Genomic DNA, 26321 nt, shown 5'->3' on the forward strand with positions numbered 1-26321 from the left:
ATTTAGGTTTTTACCAAAAGGGCCTTATTTACAGGTAAATCCCTCAAGCGTACTCCTGTAGCATTAAAAATTGCATTCACCACTGCAGCACTAGCGGGACCTTGCGCGGCCTCTCCCGCTCCTAATGGCGGCTCTTTTACCCTATCAATAACATCTACCTCAGTTTCTGGCGCTTCTGGAAATCGGAAAATGGGATAACTGTACCAATCCAGACTCGTTATATGATTTTTGTCAAAATGAACCTCCTCATGTATCGCCCAACTTGCAGATTGTATCATCCCTCCTTCAGTCTGGTTTTTGAATCCGTCAGGATTAATGCACTCACCAGAATCTATTACTGCCCACATTTTTTTTACCTTCACCTGGCCATTAGATCGATCTACGTAGACATGAGCACATACCGCGCAATAAGAAGCCTGGTTTTTATAGCGTGAAAAAGCATATCCTAATCCTTCATCATCACCACGATCAACATCTTCTGTATTTTTCTTTAGCCGCGTTATCACCTCTTTAGCCCTGACGTCATCAAGATGCATTAATCTAAATTGAAGAGGATCTTTCTCAGCTTTATGCGCCAGCTCATCTATAAATGATTCTATGGCGTATATATTAGCATAAGCTCCCAGACCGCGCAAGGCAGATTTACGCAGTGGCCCCTGAAAAATGTGTGAGTCTGTCTGTACATTCTGTATAGTATAATATGGAAAAGAATTACGCACTGCTCCCCCTTTATAACCTACTCCCGGCACACCGTGTCCCTGATCTAAAAAGCGTGCGGGCAATAAGCTGTTTGCATCACCTCCCGGCCGCGTACTGTGACCGTCTGACCAGAAATCATACTTCCAGCCTATAATCTTACCGCTTGCATCGAGACCAGCCTGTAACTCCATAATCATTGCTGTACCATAAGGCTCCCAGCCGTGTTCATCATCTCGCATCCATTGTAAACGTATATGTCTCCCGGGATAGTTAACTGCGAGCAGAGCTGCTTCTGCGGCAACATCATCTGCACCATTATGACCGTAACATCCAGAACCCGGAACCGCTTTTATATGAATGTTTTCTTCAGCCATATTTAACATGCTGGCTATAGATTTCCGCAAAGGATAAACCCCCTGGGTATGCGACCATATGTTGAGCTTATCATCTTTATAAATAGCTACTGCACATGACGGGCCATTAGCCGCATGCATAATATAAGGTTTATAGTACGCAGCTTTATGAGTAATTGATGCGCGATCTACAGCAGCTTCCCAATCACCATTTTCTTCTTCTGTTTCTGTTTCTGCAGGAATGGTTTTAAGATATTTCTTTAAAGGTATATCTACAGGCAAAGTTTCTCCGGGATCCCATTTTGCAAGCTGTTTCGCCTTATTTTTTAGTTTTATAGCCAGATATTCATCCTTTGCTATGACCCCTACAAAACTGCCTATTTTAACTAGTTTCAAAAAGCCGGGATCTGCACTTAAAGCTTCCGCGTTAAGCGAATTTAATTTAGAAGTATAAGTGGTGGGGCGCAAAATGCGTGCATGCACCATATCGGGAAAACGTAAATCCTGCACATAAACCTCCTTAGCACGTACAATATCTTCAATATCTGTGCGCAAAATAGGTTTACCCACCCATTTTCTAACGGTTTTGCCCCTAACTTCTTTAGGCTCAAACGCCTTTTCATCTATTTGTTTTCCATTGAGCAATTCAAAGAATGAAATATTTTTACCTCCCGCTGATATTACACCATCTGCTAACGAAAGTTGAGTTACGGGTAATTCCCATTTTGCAGCTGCCCGATCCAGCAACAGTTCACGGGCACAGGCAGCCGCTTTACGCACAGCCATAGCACTTGATTCTATAGAACGGCTGCCGGCAGTATAACCTTCATCTGGGGTTACCCCGGTTTCTGCCAAATGAACAGTAACCATTTGAGGATCTGTATTAAGTTCTTCTGCAGCAATTTGTTTTATCGCCATGCTTATTCCCTGCCCCAACTCATGCTTTCCGGTCAAAACTTTAATCTCGCCATTTTCTAATATCTGTAACCATGCATTTATGTGATCGTCTTCGGGAATTGTAACTTTTACACCAGACTCGCCAGTGGTACCCACACAACTTGTTCCCGTTAAGGAAAAGCCCACAGTAAGTAATCCCATATTTTTGATAAAACTTCTACGCCCCCTTTTATCCTTTCTCATATCTTTAGCTTTAATCTCGTGAGGCCTTTTTAACAGCTCTCACCGCACGCGTATGTATGCCACAGCGACAGATATTCCGCTCTAGCTTTTGCCTTATTTCTTCTTCTGACGGAGCTGCGTTTTTACTAAGCAAATCTACAGAAGCCATAACAAGGCCATTAAGACAATACCCACACTGGGCGGCCTGCTCATCTACAAAGGCCTGTTGAACTTTGTGAAGTTTCCCGTCTGCTGTGGCTAAACCGTCCATAGTAGTAATTTTAAGCTGGGTAGCTGCCTCTACAGGAAGACCACATGATGGTAGTGCATTGCCGTCTGCCAGCACAAAACAGGCACCACATTGCTGTAAACCACAACCAAACTTAGGACCATTGAGACGTAGTTGATTGCGCAGCACATAAAGCAACGGGGTATCTGGCTCTGCCTCAACGACATGTTCTTCATTATTAACTATTAAGTTTAATTTCATTGCTATTGTATATATTTAAGAGGATTATCCCCTTTAAAAATTACAAAATTTAGCTGTACCTTATATCGTTAATAAGAAAATCACATCTTGATCCTCTAAATTTTACATTATTTTCAAATTTAACCACCTCATACTGTAACATTTACAAAATAATGCCGTCTTAATAATAGACCCTATTCAAAAACAATTGACTCCTTTAAGAATAGTATTACCAACTGATCTAAAGAATAGGAACCATGAAGAAATTAAATTGCGCTTTAATTCTGGGAATAGCTTTATTAACCACAACAATGAACTAAGCTAAAATCCAAGCTTTCTTCTACTTATTTTACCATGTAGTTAGCATCATAGCATAATCCGGATTTAGCTATTGCAAACGCTTGTTTTATCAGCTTGTTACAAACTGCAATCAAAGCCAATTTCTTACTCTTTCCCTTAGACACGATACGATCAAAAAGAGCTTTGCACTGCGCATTGTGAATGTAGGCGGTAAAACTGCACATAAATAGATGGTTACGCACAAGACCGTCGCCTGTTTTACTTATTCGCGACCTTCCCCGTATACTACTTCCAGAGCTACGTTCATTTGGTGCTAATCCCAGATAGGATGATACTTGTTTATAACTTAAAAAATCTTTGAAGTTAGCCGTACTAAGCATCAATAATACTGCTGTCTTTTTACCTATTCCTGGAATAGTCTGGAGTCTTGCGTATAAGGATGGCTCATTCGCTTTTATCAAAGCCTCAACCTCCTGTTCCAACAGCTGACGCTCTTTTTTAAGAGCTCGTAATTGACGCTTTATGGAAGTAATCATCTTGCCTTTAGTCTGCCCACGACTCTCAAATGCGTGCAACTTGTTCTTCAAGGCCGTAGATTGCTTCAAATACATTTGTATTAATGATAGCAATTCTCTGCCGCTCTCTATATACTCAGGGTCTGGTTCCCAATGCTCTAACTCCTGTTCACAGCTGTACCTGTAGATCATCAAAGCATCACTCTTATCGGTCTTTACGCGCTTGAGCTTCATCTGTATATACCTTTTGATAACCAAAGGATTTACAACACTTACACAAATACCCCTGCCATACAAAAACATAGCAAGCTGGTGATGATAACAGCCTGTCGCTTCCATAACACAATGAGAACTCTCCGGAATAGCCTTTAAAAAAACTTTAAAACCTTTCGTATCATTGGAATAACTACTGTGCCCAGTTTGGCTGCAATAAACATCAAAGCAGTCCTTTGAAATATCTATCCCAAAAAATAATGTACTTTTAATCATAGAATAATTAATTTAGAAAAGAACAAGCTACTTGATTTACAACATCCTAAAAACAAGCTCTAAAGGCCTAATGAACTAAAGGTAATTAAGTAGTAAAAGAGCAGGGATTTACATTGTTGACGGAATCTGAAGTTCCTACGGCTATACTAACCTTACTCTGCTCTTTTGTTCTTTTGAATTGATATTGAAATTTAATAGAAACAAACTTAGGACTGCTATATCTCAGGTAAATGACAAATTTTATGCTTTTACAGATGTCTGGAACGGAAAATTAGCAGAAGAAATAGGCTACACCACAAATTATGAAGGCCTGGAAAAGCTTGGGCTAGTCGCTCCCTTGCTCAATCACAAGAGAATTCCTGCGATAAACAATTCAGACATAGAGATTATAACAGATCTATACCGTTCATTTTCTATCCACGACATGAAAGCTGTAAAGAATGTTCTTGACAAAAATATTGAATGGTATGAAGCAGATCATTTTCCGTATGCTGATGGCAATCCGTACATGGGTCCAGATGCTGTTATCACCGGTGTGTTTTCTCGCATCTCAAACGAATGGGAAAACTGGAAAATCACAGATCTTAAAGTGTATGAAATGGCTAACGGAAATGTATTAGGAACTGGCAGATATAAGGCAAAATGTAAAAAGAACGGCAAAATGATAAATGCTCAGTTTGCACACCTATGGAAAGTCAACAATGGTAAAGTCACAAACTTTAGGCAATATGTAGACACCAAGCAAATTGCTGATGTAATGCATAAGTTTTAGCCATGAGCCTGCAGATAATAGGTGCGGGATACGGTAGAACCGGGACCATGTCAACTTTTACAGCTCTCAATGAGTTAGGTTTTCCCTGCTATCATATGGCAGAAATACTTCTTAAAAAAGAAAATAAATCTCACATCAATTTCTGGAATAAAGTAGCTAATACTCCTGCCGGTGAGCAGCACAATTGGGAAACTGTTTTTGCTAATTACACCGCTGCGGTTGACAATCCCGCCTGTTGCGTCTGGAAAGAGCTTTTTATAGCCTACCCTGATGCCAAGGTTCTTCTAACCTTACACCCACGCGGTGCCGACGCCTGGTATGAAAGTACCATAGATACAATTTACTTTACAGAAAGTATGTGGCAGTTTAAAGTAATGCAGGCTGTAGTCCCCTTTATGAGAAAGTTTGGCAATATGTCTAAAAAGCTAATCTGGGGAAGATCTCATCAAGGCACGATGACTAATAAACAAAAAGCCATAGATCGTTATAATCACCATGTACAGGAAGTAAAAGCGAATGTCCCACCAGATAAACTACTTATATTTACAGTAGATCAAGGCTGGGAACCTTTATGTAATTTTCTTAAAGTTCCTATACCTGCAACAGACTTCCCAAATGTTAACGACCGTGCGGAAATTAAAAAGACACTGGCAGGACTTACAAAGGGAGCCTATTTTATTTTGGCTGGTGCCGCTCTACTAGCGCTACTTATAATTTACGCCTTAGTATTGATTATTGCTTAAAAGATATTCAGCAGGAATAGATACCTTTGCAACATGGGTCTTACAAACAATGATGTCTTTAAAAAATTACGTGTAGCGCATAAACTACGTGATGATGATATTGTGAAAATATGCAAGCTGGCAGATTTTAATGTCTCAAAAAGTGAATTGGGTGCGATTTTCAGAAATGAAAATCATCCTAAATATGTAGAATGCGGTGACCAGTTTTTACGCAATTTTCTTGACGGACTCATTATTCACTTACGTGGCCCTATGCCTCCTAAGAAACCCGCTAAAGCGAAAGGAAAGCCGGAAAAATCTTAGTTATTCTTTAAATTTAAAAATGGTATACACCGGGAAGTGATCACTGTAACCTCCCAGATAATTATCACCTGCGTAAGTGCGAAAAGGATTGCCTTTGTATTTACCATCGTATTCGGTTAGTGCATACTCATTAAAAATATCTGATTTGACATACTCCAGCTCATTGTCGTAAGCTTTCATCCAGTTATTAGACAAAATGATCTGGTCAAAAAGATACCAATTGAATTTGTGGTTAAGTGAACCTTCATATCGCGTGAGTAAAAACACCATTGGGTTATACAAATCGGTTTGTACAAGATGTGTCTTCACCGCTTCACTATGTGGATTATCATTAAAATCACCCATAACGATAATGCGGGAATTGGGGTCATTTTGCCTGATTTTATCCACAATTTCCCGATTTTTTTGGCCCGCAATTACCCGTTTATATTCGGTAGTTTCTGCTCCCTGATGGCGGGAAGGCCAGTGATTTACAAGAATATGAACTTCTATACCTTTCAGTTTACCTTTCACATATAAGATATCTCTTGTAAAATCACGCACTCCCGGGTCGTTCTCAACATAAAGCGTTATCGCTTCAGAACTTATAACTTCAAAATCTGTTTTACGGTATAATAATGCTGTATCTATTCCACGTTCATCAGGTGAGTTATAATGCACAAAATCATAATCTCCTTCCTGGAGTTTGTTTTGGTTAATTAAATCTTGCAGCACTTTTTTGTTCTCAACTTCGGCCACGCCCACAAGACTTGGCATTTGGTTAGTATCTTCCTGCCCCAACTGCGATATGACTTCACTTAGTTTTCTCAGCTTTTTCGCGTAGCGGCTATCATTCCACTTTAAATCGCCGTTGGGCGTAAAATCATCATCTAGTATGTTTGGGTCATCAATTGTATCAAAAAGGTTTTCTAGATTGTAAAAGGCAACGGCAAGTTTAGCAATGGGCATGAAAAAGTGTTAGTGTGCTAATTTAAGAAAAGCTTAGGAACCAATTCCCTACCTTTGCAGTTCATTAATTTTTATGATAGAAGAAACTAATTTAGATTACGAAAAAGCGGTACTCATTGGTCTGATAACTCAATATCAGGACGAAGAAAAGATGACGGAATATCTGGACGAATTAGAATTTCTCGCTTACACTGCTGGTGGCGAAGTTCTAAAACGTTTTACACAGAAGATGGACAAACCTAATCCTAAAACTTTTATAGGTACAGGTAAAATGGAAGAGGTAAAAGCCTACGTAGATCAATATGACGTGAGCACGGTAATCTTTGATGATGAATTAAGCCCTGCCCAGCAGAAGAATATAGAACGCTTACTAAAGTGTAAGATCATAGACAGGACAAACCTGATCCTTGATATTTTTGCACAACGCGCTCAAACAAGTTATGCGCGCACTCAGGTTGAGTTGGCGCAATATGAATATCTATTACCCAGACTTGCCGGTATGTGGACTCACCTTGAGCGCCAGCGTGGTGGTATTGGGATGCGCGGTCCCGGGGAAACTGAAATCGAGACTGATAGACGTATCGTGCGTGATCGTATCTCATTGCTAAAAAAGAAAATAGAGAAAATAGATAAGCAGCAGGAAGTACAACGCGGTAACCGTGGTGCGCTCGTACGTGTTGCTCTTGTAGGTTATACCAATGTTGGGAAATCAACATTGATGAATGTAATAAGCAAAAGTGACGTTTTTGCAGAAAATAAGCTTTTTGCTACGCTTGACACTACAGTGCGAAAAGTAGTGATACGCAATCTTCCCTTTCTATTGAGTGATACGGTAGGTTTTATTAGAAAACTACCTACGCAATTAGTAGAATCTTTTAAAAGCACACTTGACGAGGTACGTGAGGCAGATTTACTCCTTCATGTAGTTGATATCTCCCATCCTAATTTTGAAGATCATATCGCATCTGTTAATCAGATTCTTGACGAAATTAAAAGTGCTGATAAACCCACATTAATGGTGTTTAATAAAATTGATGCGTATACTCACAAAACTATAGATGAAGATGATCTGGTAACCGAAAAAACCAGCGAACATTTTACTCTTGAAGAATGGAAACGCACATGGATGGCCAGATTAAACGGCGATGCGATTTTTATTTCGGCTATTAACAAAGATAACATGGAAGCTTTTCGCAAGAAAGTATATGAACGCGTACGCGAAATTCATATTACCCGCTTTCCTTACAACAACTTTCTGTATCCTGAATATGACCTTTACGAAGGAGATGAAGAAGAGTAAGTAAGTCATTTATGCGATAATAGTATTGTTTCCTCGTCATGCTGAATTGTCACACTGAGCTTGTCGAAGTGTCGTTTCAGCATCACATAGTAATCTTATTAGCAAATATGCAGTGAGACCCTGAAATAAATTTAGTTTGTACTAGATGCTAAATACAAAAACCCCCGATTTTGATATCAAAATCGGGGGTTTTTAATTGATTTCAGCGGTTTTTAGAAATTGTAAGTCAGTCCTAAAAGCCAGTATGTTTGCAGGTCATTATCTACATTGTCAAAAGTAGCATTAGTCATACCTTCTGTATTGATGGCATAATCAAGCGCTTCCTGTTTGTTTCCTCTTAAACCGAATTCAAAACCTACTCCTATCGCCTTCCACAATTTATAGTTGGCAGAGTTTATCCACGTGAAGTTTGAATAATCTGATGATTTATAGCTTTGAAACGCAGATAGATTAGACTTAAAACTAATTGCTCCTATTTGTCTGGTATAATCAACAAGTACCTTAGCCCCGGCAGAAGATTCATAAATATTATCTCCTTTGCTAAAAACGAAATTGTAGTTAAAAGGATGAACCACTACAACAAGATTAGTAACCGGTGTCCAGGTAGCACCCACACCCAGATCCAAATAACCGGGATCATTAAAATTGTCAAGTATAGTTGTTCTGTATTCTGCTAAAGCAGAAATGGCCAACTTTTCAGTCAAGTTATAGCCATAAAGCGTTGAAATATTAAAAACATCTGTAGACTCTCTGTAGCCATCATCATCATTAGGATCGTCTTTATCATCAAATTTTACCCAAGCCAGGTTAATATTACCTGAGTTACGCCAGAAATATTTTTCTTCTTTTAAATTAGCAAAACCGTTAACAGTAAAACCTATATTCCCGGAAGAGACATTAGGTGAACCCTGAGAGTACCAGTTATTAAAGTTTGAAGTATTAAAACCTATTGTACCAAAAGCACCAAACTTCCAGCCTGGTAATGCGTCTATTTTAGATTGTATGGCATTAACCCGAGATTGTATCTGAGCGATAGAATCCTTTTTTTCTGCTTTTGCTGCCTTCAGTTCGGCTTCAGATTGCGCATAAGTAAATGAGGCAAATAGCAAAGCCACAAGCAAAATAATTTTCTTCATGATTGTCTAGATTTTTTGAGACATCAAAGATACCGCATATCTTTTAGTCATATTACAAATCGGAAAAACTTGATGAAAATCGGTTAAAAGCAGCAAAAAACCGACCTGAGTTATTTTTTCTTAAATAAAGGCACAGAAGAACACGCCTCGCCAAACATGAGGTTTTTGACCACCGGCTGAAGTTTTTGTACAAGCAGAATATAAGCGTTTTGTGGTACCGGCTTGTTTGAGCATCCTTTTACAATAATATATTGATCCTCATACTTAGAAACATCTAATGAATTTATGATCTGTGTATAAAGTACAGTTTCCAGTTGGTCACGATCTCCCACAATCACTTGTTTTGCCACATCGAGATATGTAGTAACAAGCATATATGCCCATGCGGGAATGATAGCATCTGCGCTGCAATGTAAGGCAACATAAGCGTTAGTATACTGCTCCCAGTTGTGATTTTTTAAGCTTTCGCGAAAGTCTTTTTCTCTTAGGATCATCCCCTCATACAACCACTGCGAAATATCGAGCATGACTCGCTCCCCATTAGGATATAGATCCTCAAGGTTAAAAGTGATAAGCTTACTATTTGCGACTCGGTTTACAATCTCTAAATCTTCCATAGAAAATAAAATAATTTTACTTTAGCTTAAAGCAAACCTAGTTCAAGTTTTGCCTCGTCGCTCATTAGATCCTGCGTCCACGGTGGATCAAAAGTAATTTCTACTTCACAATCTTTAACCAACTCTATACTCTTTACCTTTTCTTCAACTTCGACAGGTAACGTTTCTGCAACCGGGCAGTTAGGAGTAGTTAATGTCATTAATATTTTAGTCTCATAATCTTCATTTACAAATACATCGTAAATAAGACCGAGTTCATAAATATCTACAGGGATTTCAGGATCATAAATTGTCTTAAGTACTCGTACGATTTTTTCGCCAAGTTCTTTTGTATCTATTTCTGTTGTCTCACTCATCTTAAAAAGAATTATGCATAGAAAAATTTCTGATGCCTGTTAGTTTAACTGTGTCTGGTAGGCCACAGCGTATAGTTTTATTTGTTTGATCATACTTACAAGACCATTTGCACGCGTGGGTGACAAATGCTCTTTTAGACCTATCTCATCAATAAAAGACGTGTCTGCATCAAGAATAGCCTGCGGCGGCTGATTTGAAAATGTGCGTATAAGAATAGCAATTATCCCTTTTGTAATTATCGCATCACTATCTGCCGTAAACGCGACTTTACCATCTTTCATATCTGCATGCACCCAAACCTTGCTCTGGCAGCCTTTTATTATGTATTCTTCAGTTTTATATTTTTCATCAATTAAAGGTAGCGATTTGCCCAGATCTATCATGTATTCATAACGCTGCATCCAGTCGTCAAACATCGCAAACTCATCTACTATCTCTTCCTGAATCTCTTTTATAGTGCTCATTAAATTTGTCTTACAATGTGTAAAAAACTAACCTTTAGATTATAAAAATCAGCTTTTTAATATAATTAATCGGTATAAATTTAAGGATTTAAAAATCAAAAAAAGAAGCTTAACTCAACATAGCGACTGCTCGTTCTAAAGCAGTTATAAAACTATCTATTTCTGCTTTAGTATTGTAAAAAGCAAAAGAAGCGCGCACCGTTCCCGGAATTTTATAATAATCCATTATTGGCTGTGCGCAATGGTGACCCGTGCGCACTGCAATACCTAATTTGTCGAGAATTGTACCAATATCATACGGATGAATAGAACCTACGTTGAAAGAAATGACCGCTGTTTTTTCTTTGGCTTCCCCATAAATTTTGAGGTTTTCTATCTGCTTCAGTTTTTCTGTAGCATAAATCAGCAACTCATGTTCATATTCTGCAATAGTATCAAAGCCGATACTATTCATATAATCTAAAGCTGCACCAAAGGCGATACCACCACAAATATTGGGTGTTCCTGCTTCAAATTTATGCGGTAAACCTGCATAAGTTGTTTTGGCGAAAGTCACCTGATCTATCATCTCGCCTCCACCCTGATATGGAGGAAGTTTAGTAAGCCATTCCTCCTTACCGTAAAGCATACCAACTCCTGTTGGGCCACACATTTTATGCGCTGAAGCAACATAAAAATCTACATCAAGATCCTGAACATCTGCTTTAATATGTGGTGCTGCCTGAGCCCCATCTATTAAAACGGCGCCACCTGCGGCATGTGTTTGTTTGATTATTTCTTTTATAGGATTGACCGTTCCCAGAGCGTTACTTACATGATTTACAAAAACAAGTTTTACTTTATCTGAAAGTAAGTCGCTAAAAGCATCCATATCAAGTTCCCCGCTGGGAAGCATAGGAACCACCTTCAATACTGCGCCACACTTTTCAGCAAGCATTTGCCATGGCACAATGTTAGAATGATGCTCCATTGCAGAAACAAGAATCTCATCTCCTTTCGCCAGCAGGTCTGCAAATCCCGATGCAACTATATTTATACTATGCGTCGTTCCTGAAGTAAGGATTACCTCATAAGGATGTTGTGCATTAAAATGCTTTTGCACTTTTTGTCGTGCCTGCTCATAAGCATCTGTAGCTTCCTGCGAAAGCGCGTGCACACCTCTGTGAATATTTGCGTTATAATTGCTATAATAATCAACGATTACATCAATAACCTGCTGCGGAGTTTGTGAAGTCGCAGCATTATCAAAATATACAAGTGGCTGGCCGTTAACTTCGCGCTTAAGAATAGGGAAATCCTTGCGAATACTCGCAACATCAAAAGTTTTATTTGCGGTAGCAATAGCCATAAATGATCTGTTTTTGGGCGATTTTATAGGGTTTGAGTCCGATTTTTAAACGTCGAAACCAATATTTACACCTATTTTGTCTGCTATAAGTTTTGTTATTCTGGCCTTTAATTGTGGAATTTTGACACTCTCTAAAACATTATTGGCAAAAGCGTACATCAACAACGCTCTTGCTTCTTTTTTTCCAATTCCGCGTGAGCGCATGTAGAATAAAGCAGTTTCATCAAGTTGGCCTATTGTACAACCATGTGAACAACGCACATCATCTGCAAAGATCTCTAGTTGAGGTTTTGAGTTGATGGTCGCTTTATCGCTAATAAGTATGTTATTATTAGCCTGATAAGCATTTGTTTTTTGAGCAATACGATCTACTATGATCTTACCATTAAATACACCTGTAGAACTTTCATCAAAAATACCTTTGTAATCCTGATGGCTTTCGCAGTTAGGTTGCTTGTGATGCACCAATGTATTGTGATCTACATGTTGCTTATCTTCTATGATCGTTACACCTTTTAAAATAGAATTGATATGCTCACCATTTTGATAATAGTTCAAGTTGTTTCTGGTCAATTTTCCTCCAAAGGAGAAGGTATGTACTGAAACTTCGCTATCATCATGTTGATCGATATGCGTATTGTCTATAAGTGAAGCGTTTGATTTATCGTTCTGAATCTTGTAATAATCAATATTTGCACGCTTGCCAGCGAAAATTTCAGTAACCGAGTTGGTCAATACAGCATTTTCAGTAAGGCTTTGGTGACGCTCAATTATTTGAACTTCGCTGTTTTCTTCAACCACAATTAGATTACGTGGTTGCAACATCAAACTAGCTTCGTTACCAGTTGCAAGATGAATAATCTGAATAGGTTTTTGAGCAGCTTTACTTTTAGGAATATATATGTATGCGCCTTCTTTCGCGAAAGCGGTATTTAAAGAAGTTAAACTGTCCTCAGGAGCTATTTTATTGAAATATACATCAATAACCGGCTTGAACTTTGATTTTGTCAAAGCAGAGCTCAGCAAGCAAATATCCATCCCGTCATGTGTAGTTTCAGAAAGGTATGAACTGTAAATACCATCTATAAAAACGATTTTATAAGAATCAATATCATGAAGAAAATACTTCTTCACATCATTAAACTCTATAGCATCTTCCTTTTTAGGAAAAAGACTATAATCATTTTTTAAAACACTGTTTAGCGAAGTATACTTCCAGGCTTCTTCCTTTTTTGTAGGAAAACCTTTTTCCTCAAAAGTTTTTATAGCCTTATCTCTTAAAGTATGAATATCTGTATCCATATCTAAGTTCTCCTGAAAAGCCAGGTAAGAGGAAAGTAATTTATCTTTTAAGTTCATACTCGTTAATTTAATGTTCAAGGTTTAATGTTATTTTTTAAACTTTGAACCTTTTAATTCTGAATTGTTGAGATAATTAATAAAACTTGAGATGCGCTTACTTATCGCTTCACATCTGCTTACTAAATCATCTAGTTCTTCTTTTGTTATATAATCCCAGTCATAAATTCTATAAAGCTGAGATCGCGTTTCTCCCGCAGACCCTTTAGCTATTGAAAGAAATTGCCGGAATTCAAGATTTCCATTTCGCTCAAACCCTTCAGCAATATTATCCATTACGCTGCCGGATGAAGCCATGATCTGGTCTCTAAGTTTAAAGTTGCTTTTGAGATCGGTTCTTTGAACAAGACCAATCACAAGTTTTGGAAGTTCTCGTGAATTTTGCCATACTTCTAAATCTTCAAACCTTTGTACAGTAGCCACTTTGAACCTTAAGCTTTAAACATTATCACTACGCCGTAAGCTCAGCTTTAACCCAGTCGTAACCTTTTTCTTCTAGTTCGTAAGCCAATTCTTTACCGCCAGATTTAACGATCTTACCATCTACCATCACATGAACAAAATCTGGCACGATATACTCAAGCAATCTTTGATAGTGTGTTATCACGATAACCGCATTTTCCGGAGTCTTTAATTTATTGACACCATTTGCTACAATACGCAAAGCATCAATATCAAGACCAGAATCTGTCTCGTCTAGAATAGCCAGCTTTGGCTCAAGCATCGCCATTTGAAAGATCTCGTTACGCTTTTTCTCTCCTCCGGAAAAACCTTCATTAAGAGAGCGCGATAAAAATTTACGATCTATCTCAAGTAATTCAGACTTTTCACGAATGAGTTTTAGCATTTCGCTGGCAGGCATATCTTCCAGACCTTTTGCCTTACGCGTCTCATTTATTGCTGTCTTGATAAAATTAGTAACTGAAACTCCAGGGATTTCCACAGGGTATTGAAAAGAAAGAAAAACGCCTTTGTGTGCTCTTTCTTCAGCATCTAATTCTAATATAGATTCTCCTTCAAGAAAGATATCGCCCATTGTAACGGCATACTCTTCCTTACCCGCTATTACAGATGATAAAGTACTTTTTCCTGAACCGTTAGGACCCATGATAGCATGAACTTCTCCTGCGTTTACTTTTAGGTTGATACCTTTAAGAATCTTCTTACCTTCTATTCCTGCTTTTAAATCTTTTACTTCTAACATAGTATAAATGCTTATCCCGCTAAGCGGCATCTGTTTTAATCTTCTTTTTTATATTCTACTTCTACACCCTGATCTTTTTTAGGATGCATAACAGCGATGATCTCTTTAATAGCAACAATGCTATCCCATCCCTGTTGTCCTGCCGGTTTTGGTGTTATTACAGCCTTAACTATAACCGGCACCATATCGTAATCGCTGTTCTTATAACCTGCAGTCTGATGTACTAATTTCTTAGCCATTTCATCCTGTTTTACACCATAAATAAAACTATCTCCTTTTATAACAGCAGCTTCATCTGTGTATATGAACTCACCATCAATTCTTTTTTCATCTTCATTTTTACAACTCAAAAAAGCTGTAATTAACAATGTAGCACATATAATTTTAAGCGCCTTCTTCATTTAACCAACTGAACCTTCAAGAGAAATTTCTAATAATTTTTGAGCTTCAACTGCAAATTCCATTGGCAATTTATTTAGCACTTCTTTACTAAAACCATTAACAATCAACGCGATCGCCTTCTCAGTATCAATACCGCGCTGATTACAATAAAATATCTGGTCTTCACCTATTTTACTTGTGGTAGCCTCATGCTCAACTCTGGCTGATTTATTTTTTGCCTCGATATAGGGAAAAGTATGTGCACCACATTCATTCCCCATTAATAGAGAATCACATTGCGAAAAGTTACGTGCATTCTCTGCCCTGCTGTTAATCTGAACTAAACCTCGATAGCTGTTTTGAGATTTTCCTGCTGAAATACCTTTAGATATAATTGTGCTTCGGGTGTTTTTACCCAAATGAATCATCTTTGTCCCTGTATCTGCCTGCTGAAAGTTATTTGTAACAGCGATAGAATAAAACTCACCTATTGAGTTATCACCTTTAAGCACACAGCTAGGATATTTCCAGGTTACTGCGCTTCCGGTTTCTACTTGTGTCCACGAGATTTTTGCGTTTTTCTCACAAAGCCCTCTTTTGGTTACAAAATTATAAACCCCACCTTTTCCTTCGGCATTACCAGGATACCAGTTCTGTACTGTAGAATATTTTATTTCTGCATCATCTAGCGCGATTAATTCTACCACTGCAGCATGCAATTGGTTTTCATCACGTGATGGCGCTGTACAACCTTCAAGATAACTCACATAACTACCTGCGTCTGCAACAACCAGCGTACGCTCAAATTGACCTGTTCCCGCCTGATTAATACGAAAATATGTTGATAATTCCATAGGGCATCTTACACCTTTTGGAATATAACAAAATGAACCATCGCTAAATACAGCAGAGTTTAATGCTGCATAAAAGTTATCCCTCTGTGGAACCACAGAACCGAGATATTTCTTAACTAACTCCGGGTGATTTTTTATTGCCTCAGAGATCGAGCAGAAAATAATTCCTTTTTCACCCAGCGTCTTTTTAAAAGTTGTCGCCACAGAAACAGAATCCATCACAACATCTACAGCAACACCAGCTAATTTCTTTTGCTCATCTATAGAGATACCAAGTCTTTTAAAAGTGTCCAGCAATTCAGGATCTACCTCATCAAGACTGTCATATTTGGGTTTTTTAGAAGGAGCAGAGTAATATGATATATTTTGAAAATTAGGCTTTTCATAATGCACATTAGCCCATTCTGGCTCTTTCATAGTTTGCCAGTGGCGAAAAGCTTCAAGCCTCCACTCTGTCATCCATTCAGGCTCTTCTTTTTTCAAAGAGATTGCCCTTACTATATCTTCGTTTAGACCTACAGGAAACGTATCAGATTCTATATCTGTATAGAAACCGTACTTATATTCTTTAGTAGCTAATTCTTTCTGTAAATCTTCTTCTGTATAAGCCATATGTAAAATTATATTTCTGATCAAAAAATTATTGATCAGACTTAATTAATGGTTTAAAAAATTTTAAAGTGAGAAACTCTCACCGCATCCGCACGTGCGCTGAGCATTAGGATTATTAAAAACAAATCCCTTCCCGTTAAGACCACCGCTAAATTCTAAGGTTGTGCCTATTAGATAGAGAAAACTACGTTTATCTACGATTAGCTTTATATCATTGTCTTCAAAGAGTTTATCTTCTTCAGCAGCTTGTTTATCAAATTTTAATTCATAAGATAAACCAGAGCAACCGCCACTCTTAACACCTACTCTCACATAGTCTACGGTAGCATCATAACCATCCTCACTCATAAGGACAGCTATCCTTTTTTTTGCGTCTTCACTTACTTTAATCATAATGCATTTAAATTATCGGCAAATATACCAAATAAGTAGGGTTTTACCACCCTTCCTTACATTAAACTATCTTATAGTTTGATAGCTTAAGAATATTACGGCATTAGCCAATCATAGAAGCAATCTATACATCTGGCATTTTCATTTTTGAATCGCATTCTGTCTTGTTTCTATAAATCAGCTTAACTTTGCACCCAAATAAAAGATATGTTTGAAAATAAAGATCAATCACGTACTTCACTTAGTGAATTAGGAGAGTTTGGCTTAATAGATCACCTGACCAAAAATTTTACTAATAAGCACAAAACCACTATTAAGGGAATTGGCGATGATGCCGCTGTCTTAGAACATAGTGAAAAACAAATCGTTGTAACGAGCGATCTCTTAGTAGAAGGCGTACATTTTGATCTTAGCTTCATGCCTTTAAAGCATCTGGGTTACAAAGCAATTATGGTAAACCTGTCTGATGTTTATGCCATGAATGCTGAAGCTACTCAGGTGATAGTTTCGATCGCTGTTTCAAACAGATTTCCGCTTGAGGCACTTGAAGAGCTTTACGCAGGAATAGAACTAGCAGCCGGAATTTACAATATTGATGTAGTAGGCGGAGATACAACATCTAGCACGACCGGACTTCTCATTAGCGTGACAGCTATAGGTACTGCGGCTCCTGAAAAAATTGTGAGGAGAGACGGAGCGAAAGTGGGTGACTTACTTGTTGTGTCTGGTGATTTAGGCGGGGCATATATGGGCTTGCAAATCTTAAACAGAGAAAAAGAGGTCTATAAAGTAAATCCTAATGCGCAGCCAGATCTGGAACCTTACGCATATCTTATAGAGCGCCAGTTAAAACCTGAAGCGCGTAAAGATATTATTGAATTACTCGAGAAATTAGAAGTTCAACCTACTTCTATGATCGATATAAGTGACGGACTTTCTTCTGAAATTATACATCTATGCAAACAATCACAAATAGGTTGCAGATTGTATGAAGAAAAGATACCTCTAGACCCGCAATTAATTAGCGCGTGTGAAGAATTTAATCTTGACAGCACAACGGTCGCTTTAAGCGGCGGTGAGGATTATGAGCTGCTTTTTACTATACCACAAACAGACTTTGAAAAGATAAAGGCTAATCCACATCTTTCTATTATTGGTCACATGGTAGACGAAAAAGAAGGTATGGATCTAGTAACACGAGGAAACACACTTGTTCCTATAGTCGCCCGAGGGTGGAATGCGCTAAAAGATGAAGATTAGGCGTGTTGACGCTCCTGTCTCTTAATGTAGAACTTTTCCATAATCTCGTTTATATTTCTCAGTTTAGAAGTTAGAGGAGTTAAAGTGCCTTCATCATCTAATGTAAACTGGCTTTTGCAATTACAGCACTCGTACTCACGATGATTAGATTTGTATTGCTTTATAAGCTTGTACTTATGGCCAAATAAACGACAAGTTAATTTGTGTGAAGGGGTGTTTGTGTGGTTCAATTGTTTGATCATGATTTAGGGATAACTTATTATTGAAAATTAAATGTAATAAGAAAATCCGATAAAAGAACATAAAATCAGTTTAAAAGCGTTAAAAATCTAAAATTTAACATAATTCAGTTAAAAATCCGCTTAATTTTGAACGATTTTTCCTATAAAATACCCGATTTTAATATTCTGCGATCAACCATTTCAACATTTGTACACAGTCATTCACATTCTCTATCTGCGACATATGCCCTCCCTCAACACGTTTTACCTCGACATTAAAGTCACTAAATTCGATATATAAATTCTCTGCATTAAGCAGCGTATCCTGAGACCCGAGCAACATCCCTTTCTTCATTTTAGAATTCTTCCAAAAATCTGAAAGATCTTCGCGATTCATCATTCCCTGTTGACCTGCAATGTAACCGGCTAATGGAGTTTGTAAAGCTTCCTGTTTTGTAATTAGAATTTTATCTCTAAACCTGGAATTACTCTCTTGAGAAAATAAATTAGCCACAGACATACTTACCAGAGCAACGTAATTTTTTGCAGCAACCTTGACACCATGAGCACGTAATTTTTTACGTTCTGGAGTATCCCCGTGCGGAGTAGAATTTAGCAGCAAAACACCATTTGCCATAGCGGGATATGCTTTCGCGAAAGCTAAAGCTACATAACCACCCATAGAATGACCAGCGAGAAAAACACTTTTTACCTGAAGTGTTTCTAAAAGCAAATGAATCGCCTCTGCTATGACATGCATAGAATTCACCCCATCAAGAACCTCACTTTGCCCATGCCCGGGAAGATCTAAAAGTATAAAACGATTAGAAGGCATAAAATGTGTAATAATATCATTCCACATTTTGTGATTTTCCAGAAACCCGTGTAACAAAACAGTTACAGGCCCTGAACCTTTATCTTCATAAAATAGTTGTTTTCCCTTATAGGCTAATATCATTTTATCTTATCTTTTCTGCTTCGAAAGATACTTGTTGTACATGAAACTTACCAAAGAAACCTACATTACCGCTTTTGCGCTTTTCTCACTCTTCTTTGGAGCCGGCAACCTTATTTTGCCGCCTCTATTGGGTTACAGCGCGGGCGAGAACTGGATCTGGGTTACTTTAGGTTTTGCAACTTCAGCAGTTATTATACCAATTCTGGGTATTGTGGCTCATGCACGCCTACAAGGCACGATGCTTGATTTTGGTAACAAAGTACATCCTGTCTTTAGTCTTATTTATTGCATTATTGTTTATCTAATCTCGATCTCATTACCAGCACCGCGCACAGCTTCTGTCACCTATGAAATGGGCGTTCAGCCTTATCTTGAATGGAGCTCACTCACATTTAGCGCTCTATACTTTGGGCTGGTTTTACTTTTTGTTCTAAATCGATCTAAACTTTTAAATATAATAGGTAAGTATTTAACTCCGTTTTTAATAATGATCCTTGTCATGATTATAGGCGTAGCGGCAGTTGGCGGTTCACCTGCCAGATCTATCGAGCCCCTTAAAAGCACCTTTACAGGGGGAGTTCTGGAAGGGTACCAAACCTTTGATGCCATTGGCGCCGTGGTCGTGGGTGCAGTTGTTATTATTTCGCTCAACTTAAAGAATTATACAGATTATGCGCATAAGAGAAAACTGATCGCTCAAGGCGGAATCTTGGCAGGACTCGCACTTTTTTGTATTTACGCAGGGCTTATTTATGCAGGAGCAATTTACAGTGCCGAACCCACCTTAAACACACGTACAGAATTACTTTCATTTATAAGTTATGACACCTTAGGTTCTGGCGGAAGAATCATGCTTTCTGCACTTATTGGTTTGGCATGCTTTACAACTGCTGTTGGTATTGTAACGGGAACAGCAGATTTTGTAAGAGGGCTTTTTAAAGGCTCTCATAAAGCGTATGTAATCACAGCTATTTTAGGCTGCTTGTTGGGTGTGGCTGTGGGGCAGTTTAAAGTAGATTTTATTATCGCTATTGCCGTACCAGCTTTATACTTCATTTACCCTGTCACTATAATTTTAATAATATTAAATGTACTACCCCAAAGAATAACTTCTCATTGGGTTTTTAAAATTGTGGTTATTACCACCATAATTTTTAGTATACCAGATTTTCTGGTAAGTTTAGGTTTAAATCAATTGGAAACAATTAAAAATTTGATGCCACTAGGCACTTATGGCATGGGATGGACACTACCTGCCCTATTGGCCTTATTACTGGCTAATATTGCAATAGAATATGGCATATTACCCACTGAAAATCAGAATGATAAACTCGTATAAGTGACCAAAAATCGGCATTTATGCTGAAAAAACGGGTCATTTTGCTAAAAATCCGCACATCAATAAAAGAAGACACTTCGTCGAAAAGTTTTCTATTTTTTCTGATTTTTTAATGCTGGCTTCCAAATTTTTATACCTTTCTGGTTCCCAATTGTTAACTTATTCCAAAGTCAACCCTCTATTATTTATAATATTGTTAAATTTCCCTCCATATTAGTACTTAAATCTATTTTAACTCTAAAAAATGATCTCTGAAATGAATTAAAGGAAATAGCGTCCACCTTCTTCAAACCTGCATTATTTTCTAACTAAAATTCATCTAAAAACTAATCTAATATTAAACACATGAGGATATTTATCGCGATGTTGTTAATAACCGTAGCAACGCACGCCCAAGAATTTAACAAATGGTCAATAGAACCCGAAGTAGGGGTAACCAAATTAAGAGATTTACGCCCTATGGAATTTTACAATGCAGATTTTGGCGTTAGGTATATGTTTAACCCCTTATTTGGAGCTAAACTTAGTGTAAATTATACTGAAATTACAGAATTCACTTATCAGTCTGCAACTTTGATGGGAGTTGCTAATGTAGGACGCGTTTTAAAATTTGAATCATTTTTAAAACCATATACAATTTTAGCTGGTATTGGAGGTAATTATTCCTATTCCTCGGAAGATGATTTTCAACAAGCAACTCACCGCGTGTCTAATTTTCAACTAGCAGCCTTTGTAGATAATGAGGTTAAGATTACTAACCGCTTTTTTTTGCGAGCAGGCATTGATTTTATAACCGGTGTGAATTCACGTCCGCAAGGAGACTACCCGGATACCAAAACTACCACCATTATTAATTTTAATTTAGGCGCAACTTTCGTTTTAGGCAAATCGGGTACAGAACATGCCGATTTCTACATAGCACCACCGGTAAATGATACAATTTACCTCAAACCTACTATAATAGACAGCACCAAAACTATTATACAGGAAGTTGCAACCACTGATTCTATTGCTGGTAATGCAAATATCAATGAGCATGTTTTCTTTAAATATGACTCGTTCACTTTCATAAATGGAACTCAGGCGTTTAATGCGATCAAAAAAATAGCAGATCAATTAACCGACGGTAAATCTATACGCGTATCTGGCTATGCGTCTCCTGAAAACGGCACAGGTAATCCTAATTACAATAGAGAACTGGCGTTAAAACGCATCAATCTTGTAGTCGATTATTTATTAAGTCTGGGAGTAGATTCTAACCAAATAACTATCGATAATCAAGGTGAGATAGACACTAAAGATTCTAATAATATTGAACTTTCCAGAAGGGTAGATCTCATAATAGAATAGTACTCATTTCACTACATTTAGAAAAGGTTCAGATAGATAAATCTGAGCCTTTTCTTTTTCTAGCTAATGCTTCAGTCTTTAGTAGACATAAAAAAGCCTCAACATAAGTTGAGGCTTTGTACCCCGGGCGGGAATCGAACCCGCACTCGTAAGAACTGGGTTTTGAATCCAGCGAATTTGTTGCCAAATTATATCAATTAACTTCATAATTAACTGTTTATATGATATTTAATATTTTATGGTATCATCTCATATGCTTTAAAATCATAATTTGTTGTACCTATGTTGTACCAAAAATGATTATCTTTATGTCTCAATATTTTAGAATATGGCCTCAAATGCAAAAATCGTTCTCAGAAAAAAACCTAATAGCAAAGGGCTTTATCCATTAGCCGTTAGAATTACAAAAAACCGACGCTCCAATTATCACTATATAGGCCACTACATCGAACTAAAGTATTGGGATGCAAAGAACATTCGAGTAAAGAAATCACATCCAAATTCCTTAAGGCTTAATGGCCTGCTTACTACAAAACTTAGTGAAGCCAATAAGACATTAATTGATTTACAATCTGAAAAGAAAGACATATCTGCCAATCAAATTAAAGATAGGCTCTATGCACCAACTAAATCCATTAGCTTCTTTGAGGTAGCAGATGAATTCTTAAATGAATTGGAAACGAACAAAAAACTGGCACGTCATTCCGCAGATAAAGCCCGTGTGAATCACGTACTGGGTTTTGCAAAATCCAGACAACTTACGTTTCAAGAAATTGATGAACAATTTCTAAGGAAATTCAGAAGTTATTTAATGAGTACTCGAAAAGTTTCTGAAAGGTCAATAGTAAATAATCTTGTAGTTATCAGAACTATCTATAACAGGGCAATTAAGATGGGAATCGTAGATAAAAAGCTCTATCCGTTTGGTTCCGATAAAATACGTATAAAATTCCCTGAAACTGAAAAAGTTGGACTCACTAAAGACGAAATAATAGCATTGGAAAATGTTGAGAATCTTACTGATAATGAGAAACACGCAAGAAATGTCTGGCTTTTTAGTTTCTACTTTGCTGGCATACGAACTGCTGATGTCTTAAAAATTCGCTGGTCAGCTATTTATGATGGACGACTTCACTATCGAATGGACAAAAATTCTAAATTGCTGTCCCTTAAAATTCCTGACAAGGCGTATTCTACTCTTGAGTGTTATCGCTCTGAAAAGAAGAACGATGAAGATTTTGTTTTTCCAGAAATGAAAAAAGCCAATCTCAAAGACCCTAAAGATGTTTATGCTAAAACCAAAACATCAAATAAAAAATTCAACAAATATTTGAAGCAAGTTGCATCAAAAGCTGAAATATCCAAAAAGGTTACTATGCATATTGCCAGACACAGTTTTGGTCAAATTTCAGAGGATAAGATTCCAATTAAAATGCTTCAAAAATTATATAGGCATTCATCCGTTACTACAACAATAAAATACCAAGCTAACTTCATCCACAAAGATGCTGATGATGCGTTGGATAGCGTAGTCAATTTTTAGAATTAAAAACAGTTTACCTAAACTGACAAAAGTCATAAAATACCCTGTACATCAAAGCTAATTTTGTCCTGTAATATTAAAACAACAGGTATGACAGCTTTAGCAAGATTAAAAAAAGATTTTACAGAAAATGTAATGGGATATTCCGCATTAGGCATCGTGTTATCTACGTGTCTGGGGTCTATCGCAATTTTCCAAATACTTAATTTTGGTCACGGACTATTTAATATGGCACTTGTCCTTGTATGCGTGAGCATCTGTACAATGCACAACTCCGCTATACTGACGGTACAAAAGCCAGCTTTTATTTTCAAGCTTTTAATGGCAAGCACTATTATAAATAGTCTTGTAATCCTAACGAGCCTTTTTATATGAAACGTGACACCTTTTTAGTTTCAAAATACAACGTTCCAGGCCCACGATATACAAGCTATCCCACAGTCCCGTATTGGGATGGGGATAGCTTTTCGGTTTCAGGCTGGAAAGAGAGTTTGATACAGGGATTACGCTTTCGCGAAAGCGGAAAACGACCAAGTATCAGCTTGTACATACACCTTCCATTTTGTGAGAGTATGTGTACGTTTTGTGGATGTACCAAGCGCATCACAAAAAATCATTTGGTTGAAAAGCCATATATTCAAGCATTGCTGAAGGAATTGAGAATGTATGCGGAAATTATTGGTCATAAACCATTGATTCAGCAATTACATCTTGGCGGTGGTACACCCACGTTCTTTTCTGCTGAAAATTTGGAAGACCTATTAATTGGGATTTTTGAGATTGCAGATATGGCTGAAGAAGTTGAATTTAGTTTTGAAGGCCATCCCAACAATACCACTCGTGAACACCTCAAAATGTTCAACCGCAACGGATTTACCAGAGTTTGTTACGGCGTACAGGATTATAACGAGACGGTTCAAAAGGCCATTAATCGTATTCAGCCTTTTGAAAATGTAGAACGTGCTACGGTTGATGCTCGTGCAACTGGATTTACATCTGTAGGCCACGATATTATATTTGGGCTTCCGTTTCAAACACAAGATGATGTGATAAATACCGTCAATAAAACCATAGAATTGATGCCAGACCGCATCGCGTTTTACAGCTATGCACACGTGCCGTGGATAAAAGGAAATGGTCAGCGTGGTTATAGTGAAGAACATTTGCCATCGCCAAAACAGAAACGGCTTCAATATGAAATAGGTAAAAAAATGCTGTTGCAGGCAGGCTATGTAGAAATTGGGATGGACCATTTTGCGCTAAAAACGGACGCACTTTACTATGCACAACAATGCGGCAACATCCACCGTAATTTTATGGGCTATACTTCCTCGAAGACTGATGTTATGATTGGTCTGGGCGTATCTGCCATAGGCGATAGCTGGTATGGCTTTGCACAGAATGTGAAGACTTTAGAGGAATATTATGAGCTGTTGCGCAAAGATCTACTACCTGTAATGCGTGGTCATATTCTTAATGAAGAGGACCTCATTATCCGCAAACACATTTTAAATCTAATGTGCAATTTTGAGACTTCTTGGAAAGAAGAAGAAATGAGCGTTCTAGAAATTGAAGAAATTTTGAAAAAACTTTCAGAAATGGAAATTGATGGCTTGATTGAAATTTCAGAAAACCACCTTAAAGTAGCTGAAGCCGGTAAACCTTACGTGCGCAATGTATGCCTACCTTTTGACTTGCGCTTACAGCGCAAAAAGCCACAGACAAAATTGTTTTCAATGACTGTTTAAAATATAAAAAGTTCATTGCTCAGAAAGCCCGTTTTGAATATAGGTTATTCTTGCGGGCTTTCTATTTACGCTTTTCAATATCTTCCTTGCGTATGCGCTCATTACGACGTTTACGGTCTTTTGCTTTTCTTATTTTATAAATTAAAAATACCGCAATAGCCACAACTACAATCCCATAAAGACTGTAAGCTATCCAGCCATCAGTCCAACGACCTATATCTTGAAGTAGTAATATATTTAGTTTCATATAGATAGATTTTTTGATTCATTGTTTTCAATGTTAGTGTCGTTTACGTCGTCTCTTACGTTATTGGTTCCGCGAGAAAGGCTATAAATTACTGCCACGAGGATAATACATACCACGACAAAAACACCGATGATTATAGTTCCTAATCCCCAATTGACTAATGGTAATAAAAGTGTGTTCATACTATTGTGTTTTTAAAGTTAGTTTTCATCAATAACAGGAATGCTTTGCTGAGACCTGTTCAACCGCTACCATTTCTGAAGGCGAGATGTAGGGTATGCCCAATCCCAAACCTCTCAAAATAAACAGAACGCCTACAACAACCACAAACACGGGTATAGCTTTTAAAATGCGTTGCTTGAGCGTTGTATTTAAAAAATTGCCCAGATAGGTAGCCGTTGTCATTAATGGGATTGTGCCCAATCCAAAAAACACCATATATAGGCCGCCTTGCCACGCATTACCTGCTGCTACACTTCCAAAAACTGCCATATAGACCAATCCACAAGGCAAGAAACCATTTAAAAAACCAATGGTAAAAAGACTATCCATAGATTTTCGCTTGAGCTCTGCACCCAAAGCACTCTTAACTTTCCCGACCCATTTGTACATAAATTTTGAGCCATTGTATCTACTGAAAATTTTTGATGGCAAAAGAATTGCCAAAATCATCAGTACCCCAATACCGATAGAGATATGTTGCTGGAAACCAAATACGTCCAACCGTCTTCCCAAAAACCCAAACAACAACCCAATGGTGCCGTACGTGAGCAATCTACCTGCGTGATAGCTCAATATTTGCAACACTCGTTTTACCGGATTGCTTCTATCTACCGGAAGCAGAAAGGCAATAGGGCCACACATTCCCACACAATGGAAACTGCCCAACAATCCGAATATGAGTGCCGTGATTAACATTT

General features: G+C 37.8%; 28 protein-coding genes. 9 read left to right on the forward strand and 19 right to left on the reverse strand.

Going from position 1 to position 26321, the window contains the following annotated elements; all coding sequences use genetic code 11:
* Positions 1-2 precede the first annotated feature (2 nt).
* The 3 genes from ACH3PA_RS05380 to ACH3PA_RS05390 form a co-directional block, all read right to left on the reverse strand.
* A complete protein-coding gene (locus ACH3PA_RS05380; RefSeq protein WP_416446461.1) occupies positions 3-2192 on the reverse strand; it encodes a molybdopterin cofactor-binding domain-containing protein in 2190 nt (729 codons plus the stop codon).
* A gap of 10 nt (positions 2193-2202) precedes the next feature.
* Positions 2203-2661 (reverse strand): (2Fe-2S)-binding protein, encoded by a 459-nt coding sequence (locus ACH3PA_RS05385; protein WP_416446459.1) that lies wholly within the window; start codon positions 2659-2661, stop codon positions 2203-2205.
* Between the two features lie 323 nt (positions 2662-2984).
* Entirely contained in the window at positions 2985-3944 is a 960-nt protein-coding gene (locus ACH3PA_RS05390; RefSeq protein WP_416441748.1) for an IS110 family transposase, read from the reverse strand.
* Between the two features lie 184 nt (positions 3945-4128).
* Between ACH3PA_RS05390 and ACH3PA_RS05395 the strand changes: the two genes are divergently transcribed.
* Genes ACH3PA_RS05395 through ACH3PA_RS05405 form a run of 3 tightly spaced genes read left to right on the forward strand, consistent with a single transcriptional unit; the run spans position 4129 to position 5762 of the window.
* Entirely contained in the window at positions 4129-4716 is a 588-nt protein-coding gene (locus tag ACH3PA_RS05395; RefSeq protein ID WP_416446457.1) for a nuclear transport factor 2 family protein, read from the forward strand.
* A 2-nt stretch (positions 4717-4718) separates the two neighbouring features.
* Positions 4719-5459: a sulfotransferase family protein gene (locus ACH3PA_RS05400; RefSeq protein WP_416446455.1), complete on the forward strand. Its 741-nt coding sequence runs from the start codon at positions 4719-4721 to the stop codon at positions 5457-5459.
* Between the two features lie 33 nt (positions 5460-5492).
* Positions 5493-5762: a DUF1456 family protein gene (locus tag ACH3PA_RS05405; RefSeq protein WP_416446453.1), complete on the forward strand. Its 270-nt coding sequence runs from the start codon at positions 5493-5495 to the stop codon at positions 5760-5762.
* On the opposite strand, the gene ACH3PA_RS05410 is transcribed toward ACH3PA_RS05405, so the two are convergent.
* Complete coding sequence (locus ACH3PA_RS05410; protein WP_416446451.1) at positions 5763-6710, reverse strand: endonuclease; 948 nt, start codon at positions 6708-6710, stop codon at positions 5763-5765.
* Positions 6711-6783: 73 nt separating this feature from the next.
* Between ACH3PA_RS05410 and hflX the strand changes: the two genes are divergently transcribed.
* Entirely contained in the window at positions 6784-8010 is a 1227-nt protein-coding gene (gene hflX, locus ACH3PA_RS05415; protein WP_416446449.1) for a GTPase HflX, read from the forward strand.
* Positions 8011-8222: 212 nt separating this feature from the next.
* Here hflX and ACH3PA_RS05420 read toward each other — a convergent pair whose 3' ends face one another.
* The 11 genes from ACH3PA_RS05420 to ACH3PA_RS05470 all read right to left on the reverse strand — a co-directional run bounded on the left by ACH3PA_RS05420 (position 8223) and on the right by ACH3PA_RS05470 (position 16735).
* A complete protein-coding gene (locus ACH3PA_RS05420) occupies positions 8223-9146 on the reverse strand; it encodes a DUF3078 domain-containing protein (protein ID WP_416446447.1) in 924 nt (307 codons plus the stop codon).
* A 110-nt stretch (positions 9147-9256) separates the two neighbouring features.
* Positions 9257-9763 (reverse strand): DUF2480 family protein, encoded by a 507-nt coding sequence (locus ACH3PA_RS05425; protein ID WP_416446445.1) that lies wholly within the window; start codon positions 9761-9763, stop codon positions 9257-9259.
* Between the two features lie 26 nt (positions 9764-9789).
* A complete protein-coding gene (locus ACH3PA_RS05430; RefSeq protein WP_416446443.1) occupies positions 9790-10119 on the reverse strand; it encodes a DUF59 domain-containing protein in 330 nt (109 codons plus the stop codon).
* Positions 10120-10158: 39 nt separating this feature from the next.
* Positions 10159-10584, reverse strand: a complete 426-nt coding sequence (locus ACH3PA_RS05435) for a SufE family protein (protein ID WP_416446441.1) — start codon at positions 10582-10584, stop codon at positions 10159-10161.
* A 109-nt stretch (positions 10585-10693) separates the two neighbouring features.
* A complete protein-coding gene (locus ACH3PA_RS05440) occupies positions 10694-11932 on the reverse strand; it encodes an aminotransferase class V-fold PLP-dependent enzyme (protein ID WP_416446439.1) in 1239 nt (412 codons plus the stop codon).
* Between the two features lie 45 nt (positions 11933-11977).
* Positions 11978-13291, reverse strand: a complete 1314-nt coding sequence (gene sufD / locus ACH3PA_RS05445) for a Fe-S cluster assembly protein SufD (RefSeq protein ID WP_416446437.1) — start codon at positions 13289-13291, stop codon at positions 11978-11980.
* Positions 13292-13321: 30 nt separating this feature from the next.
* Complete coding sequence (locus ACH3PA_RS05450) at positions 13322-13714, reverse strand: four helix bundle protein (RefSeq protein ID WP_416446435.1); 393 nt, start codon at positions 13712-13714, stop codon at positions 13322-13324.
* A 28-nt stretch (positions 13715-13742) separates the two neighbouring features.
* On the reverse strand, positions 13743-14495 hold the full coding sequence (gene sufC / locus ACH3PA_RS05455; RefSeq protein ID WP_416446433.1) for a Fe-S cluster assembly ATPase SufC: 753 nt from the start codon (positions 14493-14495) through the stop codon (positions 13743-13745).
* A gap of 35 nt (positions 14496-14530) precedes the next feature.
* Positions 14531-14845 (reverse strand): hypothetical protein, encoded by a 315-nt coding sequence (locus tag ACH3PA_RS05460; protein WP_416446431.1) that lies wholly within the window; start codon positions 14843-14845, stop codon positions 14531-14533.
* A 51-nt stretch (positions 14846-14896) separates the two neighbouring features.
* Positions 14897-16342 carry a Fe-S cluster assembly protein SufB gene (gene sufB / locus ACH3PA_RS05465; RefSeq protein WP_416446429.1) on the reverse strand — a complete coding sequence of 482 codons (1446 nt, stop codon included), beginning with the start codon at positions 16340-16342 and terminating at the stop codon, positions 14897-14899.
* Between the two features lie 63 nt (positions 16343-16405).
* The gene (locus ACH3PA_RS05470) at positions 16406-16735 is read right to left on the reverse strand and encodes a HesB/IscA family protein (protein ID WP_416446427.1); all 330 of its coding nucleotides are present in this window, start codon (positions 16733-16735) and stop codon (positions 16406-16408) included.
* Positions 16736-16942: 207 nt separating this feature from the next.
* Here ACH3PA_RS05470 and thiL point away from each other — a divergent pair, with 207 nt between their 5' ends.
* The gene (gene thiL / locus ACH3PA_RS05475) at positions 16943-17995 is read left to right on the forward strand and encodes a thiamine-phosphate kinase (RefSeq protein WP_416446425.1); all 1053 of its coding nucleotides are present in this window, start codon (positions 16943-16945) and stop codon (positions 17993-17995) included.
* Here thiL and ACH3PA_RS05480 read toward each other — a convergent pair.
* Positions 17992-18237 (reverse strand): hypothetical protein, encoded by a 246-nt coding sequence (locus tag ACH3PA_RS05480; RefSeq protein ID WP_416446423.1) that lies wholly within the window; start codon positions 18235-18237, stop codon positions 17992-17994. The two genes, thiL and ACH3PA_RS05480, sit on opposite strands and share 4 nt — an antisense overlap.
* 157 nt (positions 18238-18394) lie before the next feature.
* Positions 18395-19174: an alpha/beta hydrolase gene (locus ACH3PA_RS05485; protein WP_416446421.1), complete on the reverse strand. Its 780-nt coding sequence runs from the start codon at positions 19172-19174 to the stop codon at positions 18395-18397.
* 40 nt (positions 19175-19214) lie between these two features.
* Here ACH3PA_RS05485 and brnQ point away from each other — a divergent pair, with 40 nt between their 5' ends.
* The 4 genes from brnQ to hemN all read left to right on the forward strand — a co-directional run bounded on the left by brnQ (position 19215) and on the right by hemN (position 25154).
* A complete protein-coding gene (brnQ, locus tag ACH3PA_RS05490) occupies positions 19215-20513 on the forward strand; it encodes a branched-chain amino acid transport system II carrier protein (RefSeq protein WP_416446419.1) in 1299 nt (432 codons plus the stop codon).
* A gap of 345 nt (positions 20514-20858) precedes the next feature.
* On the forward strand, positions 20859-21863 hold the full coding sequence (locus ACH3PA_RS05495) for an OmpA family protein (RefSeq protein ID WP_416446417.1): 1005 nt from the start codon (positions 20859-20861) through the stop codon (positions 21861-21863).
* Between the two features lie 328 nt (positions 21864-22191).
* Positions 22192-23406 (forward strand): phage integrase SAM-like domain-containing protein, encoded by a 1215-nt coding sequence (locus tag ACH3PA_RS05500; protein ID WP_416446415.1) that lies wholly within the window; start codon positions 22192-22194, stop codon positions 23404-23406.
* A gap of 371 nt (positions 23407-23777) precedes the next feature.
* On the forward strand, positions 23778-25154 hold the full coding sequence (gene hemN / locus ACH3PA_RS05505; protein ID WP_416446413.1) for an oxygen-independent coproporphyrinogen III oxidase: 1377 nt from the start codon (positions 23778-23780) through the stop codon (positions 25152-25154).
* Between the two features lie 61 nt (positions 25155-25215).
* On the opposite strand, the gene ACH3PA_RS05510 is transcribed toward hemN, so the two are convergent.
* Both ACH3PA_RS05510 and ACH3PA_RS05515 read right to left on the reverse strand, forming a co-directional pair.
* Complete coding sequence (locus ACH3PA_RS05510) at positions 25216-25401, reverse strand: hypothetical protein (protein WP_416446411.1); 186 nt, start codon at positions 25399-25401, stop codon at positions 25216-25218.
* Between the two features lie 210 nt (positions 25402-25611).
* Positions 25612-26319: a sulfite exporter TauE/SafE family protein gene (locus tag ACH3PA_RS05515; RefSeq protein WP_416446409.1), complete on the reverse strand. Its 708-nt coding sequence runs from the start codon at positions 26317-26319 to the stop codon at positions 25612-25614.
* Positions 26320-26321 lie beyond the last annotated feature (2 nt).

This window comes from Leeuwenhoekiella sp. A2 (assembly GCF_047946655.1).
Lineage (GTDB): Bacteria > Bacteroidota > Bacteroidia > Flavobacteriales > Flavobacteriaceae > Leeuwenhoekiella.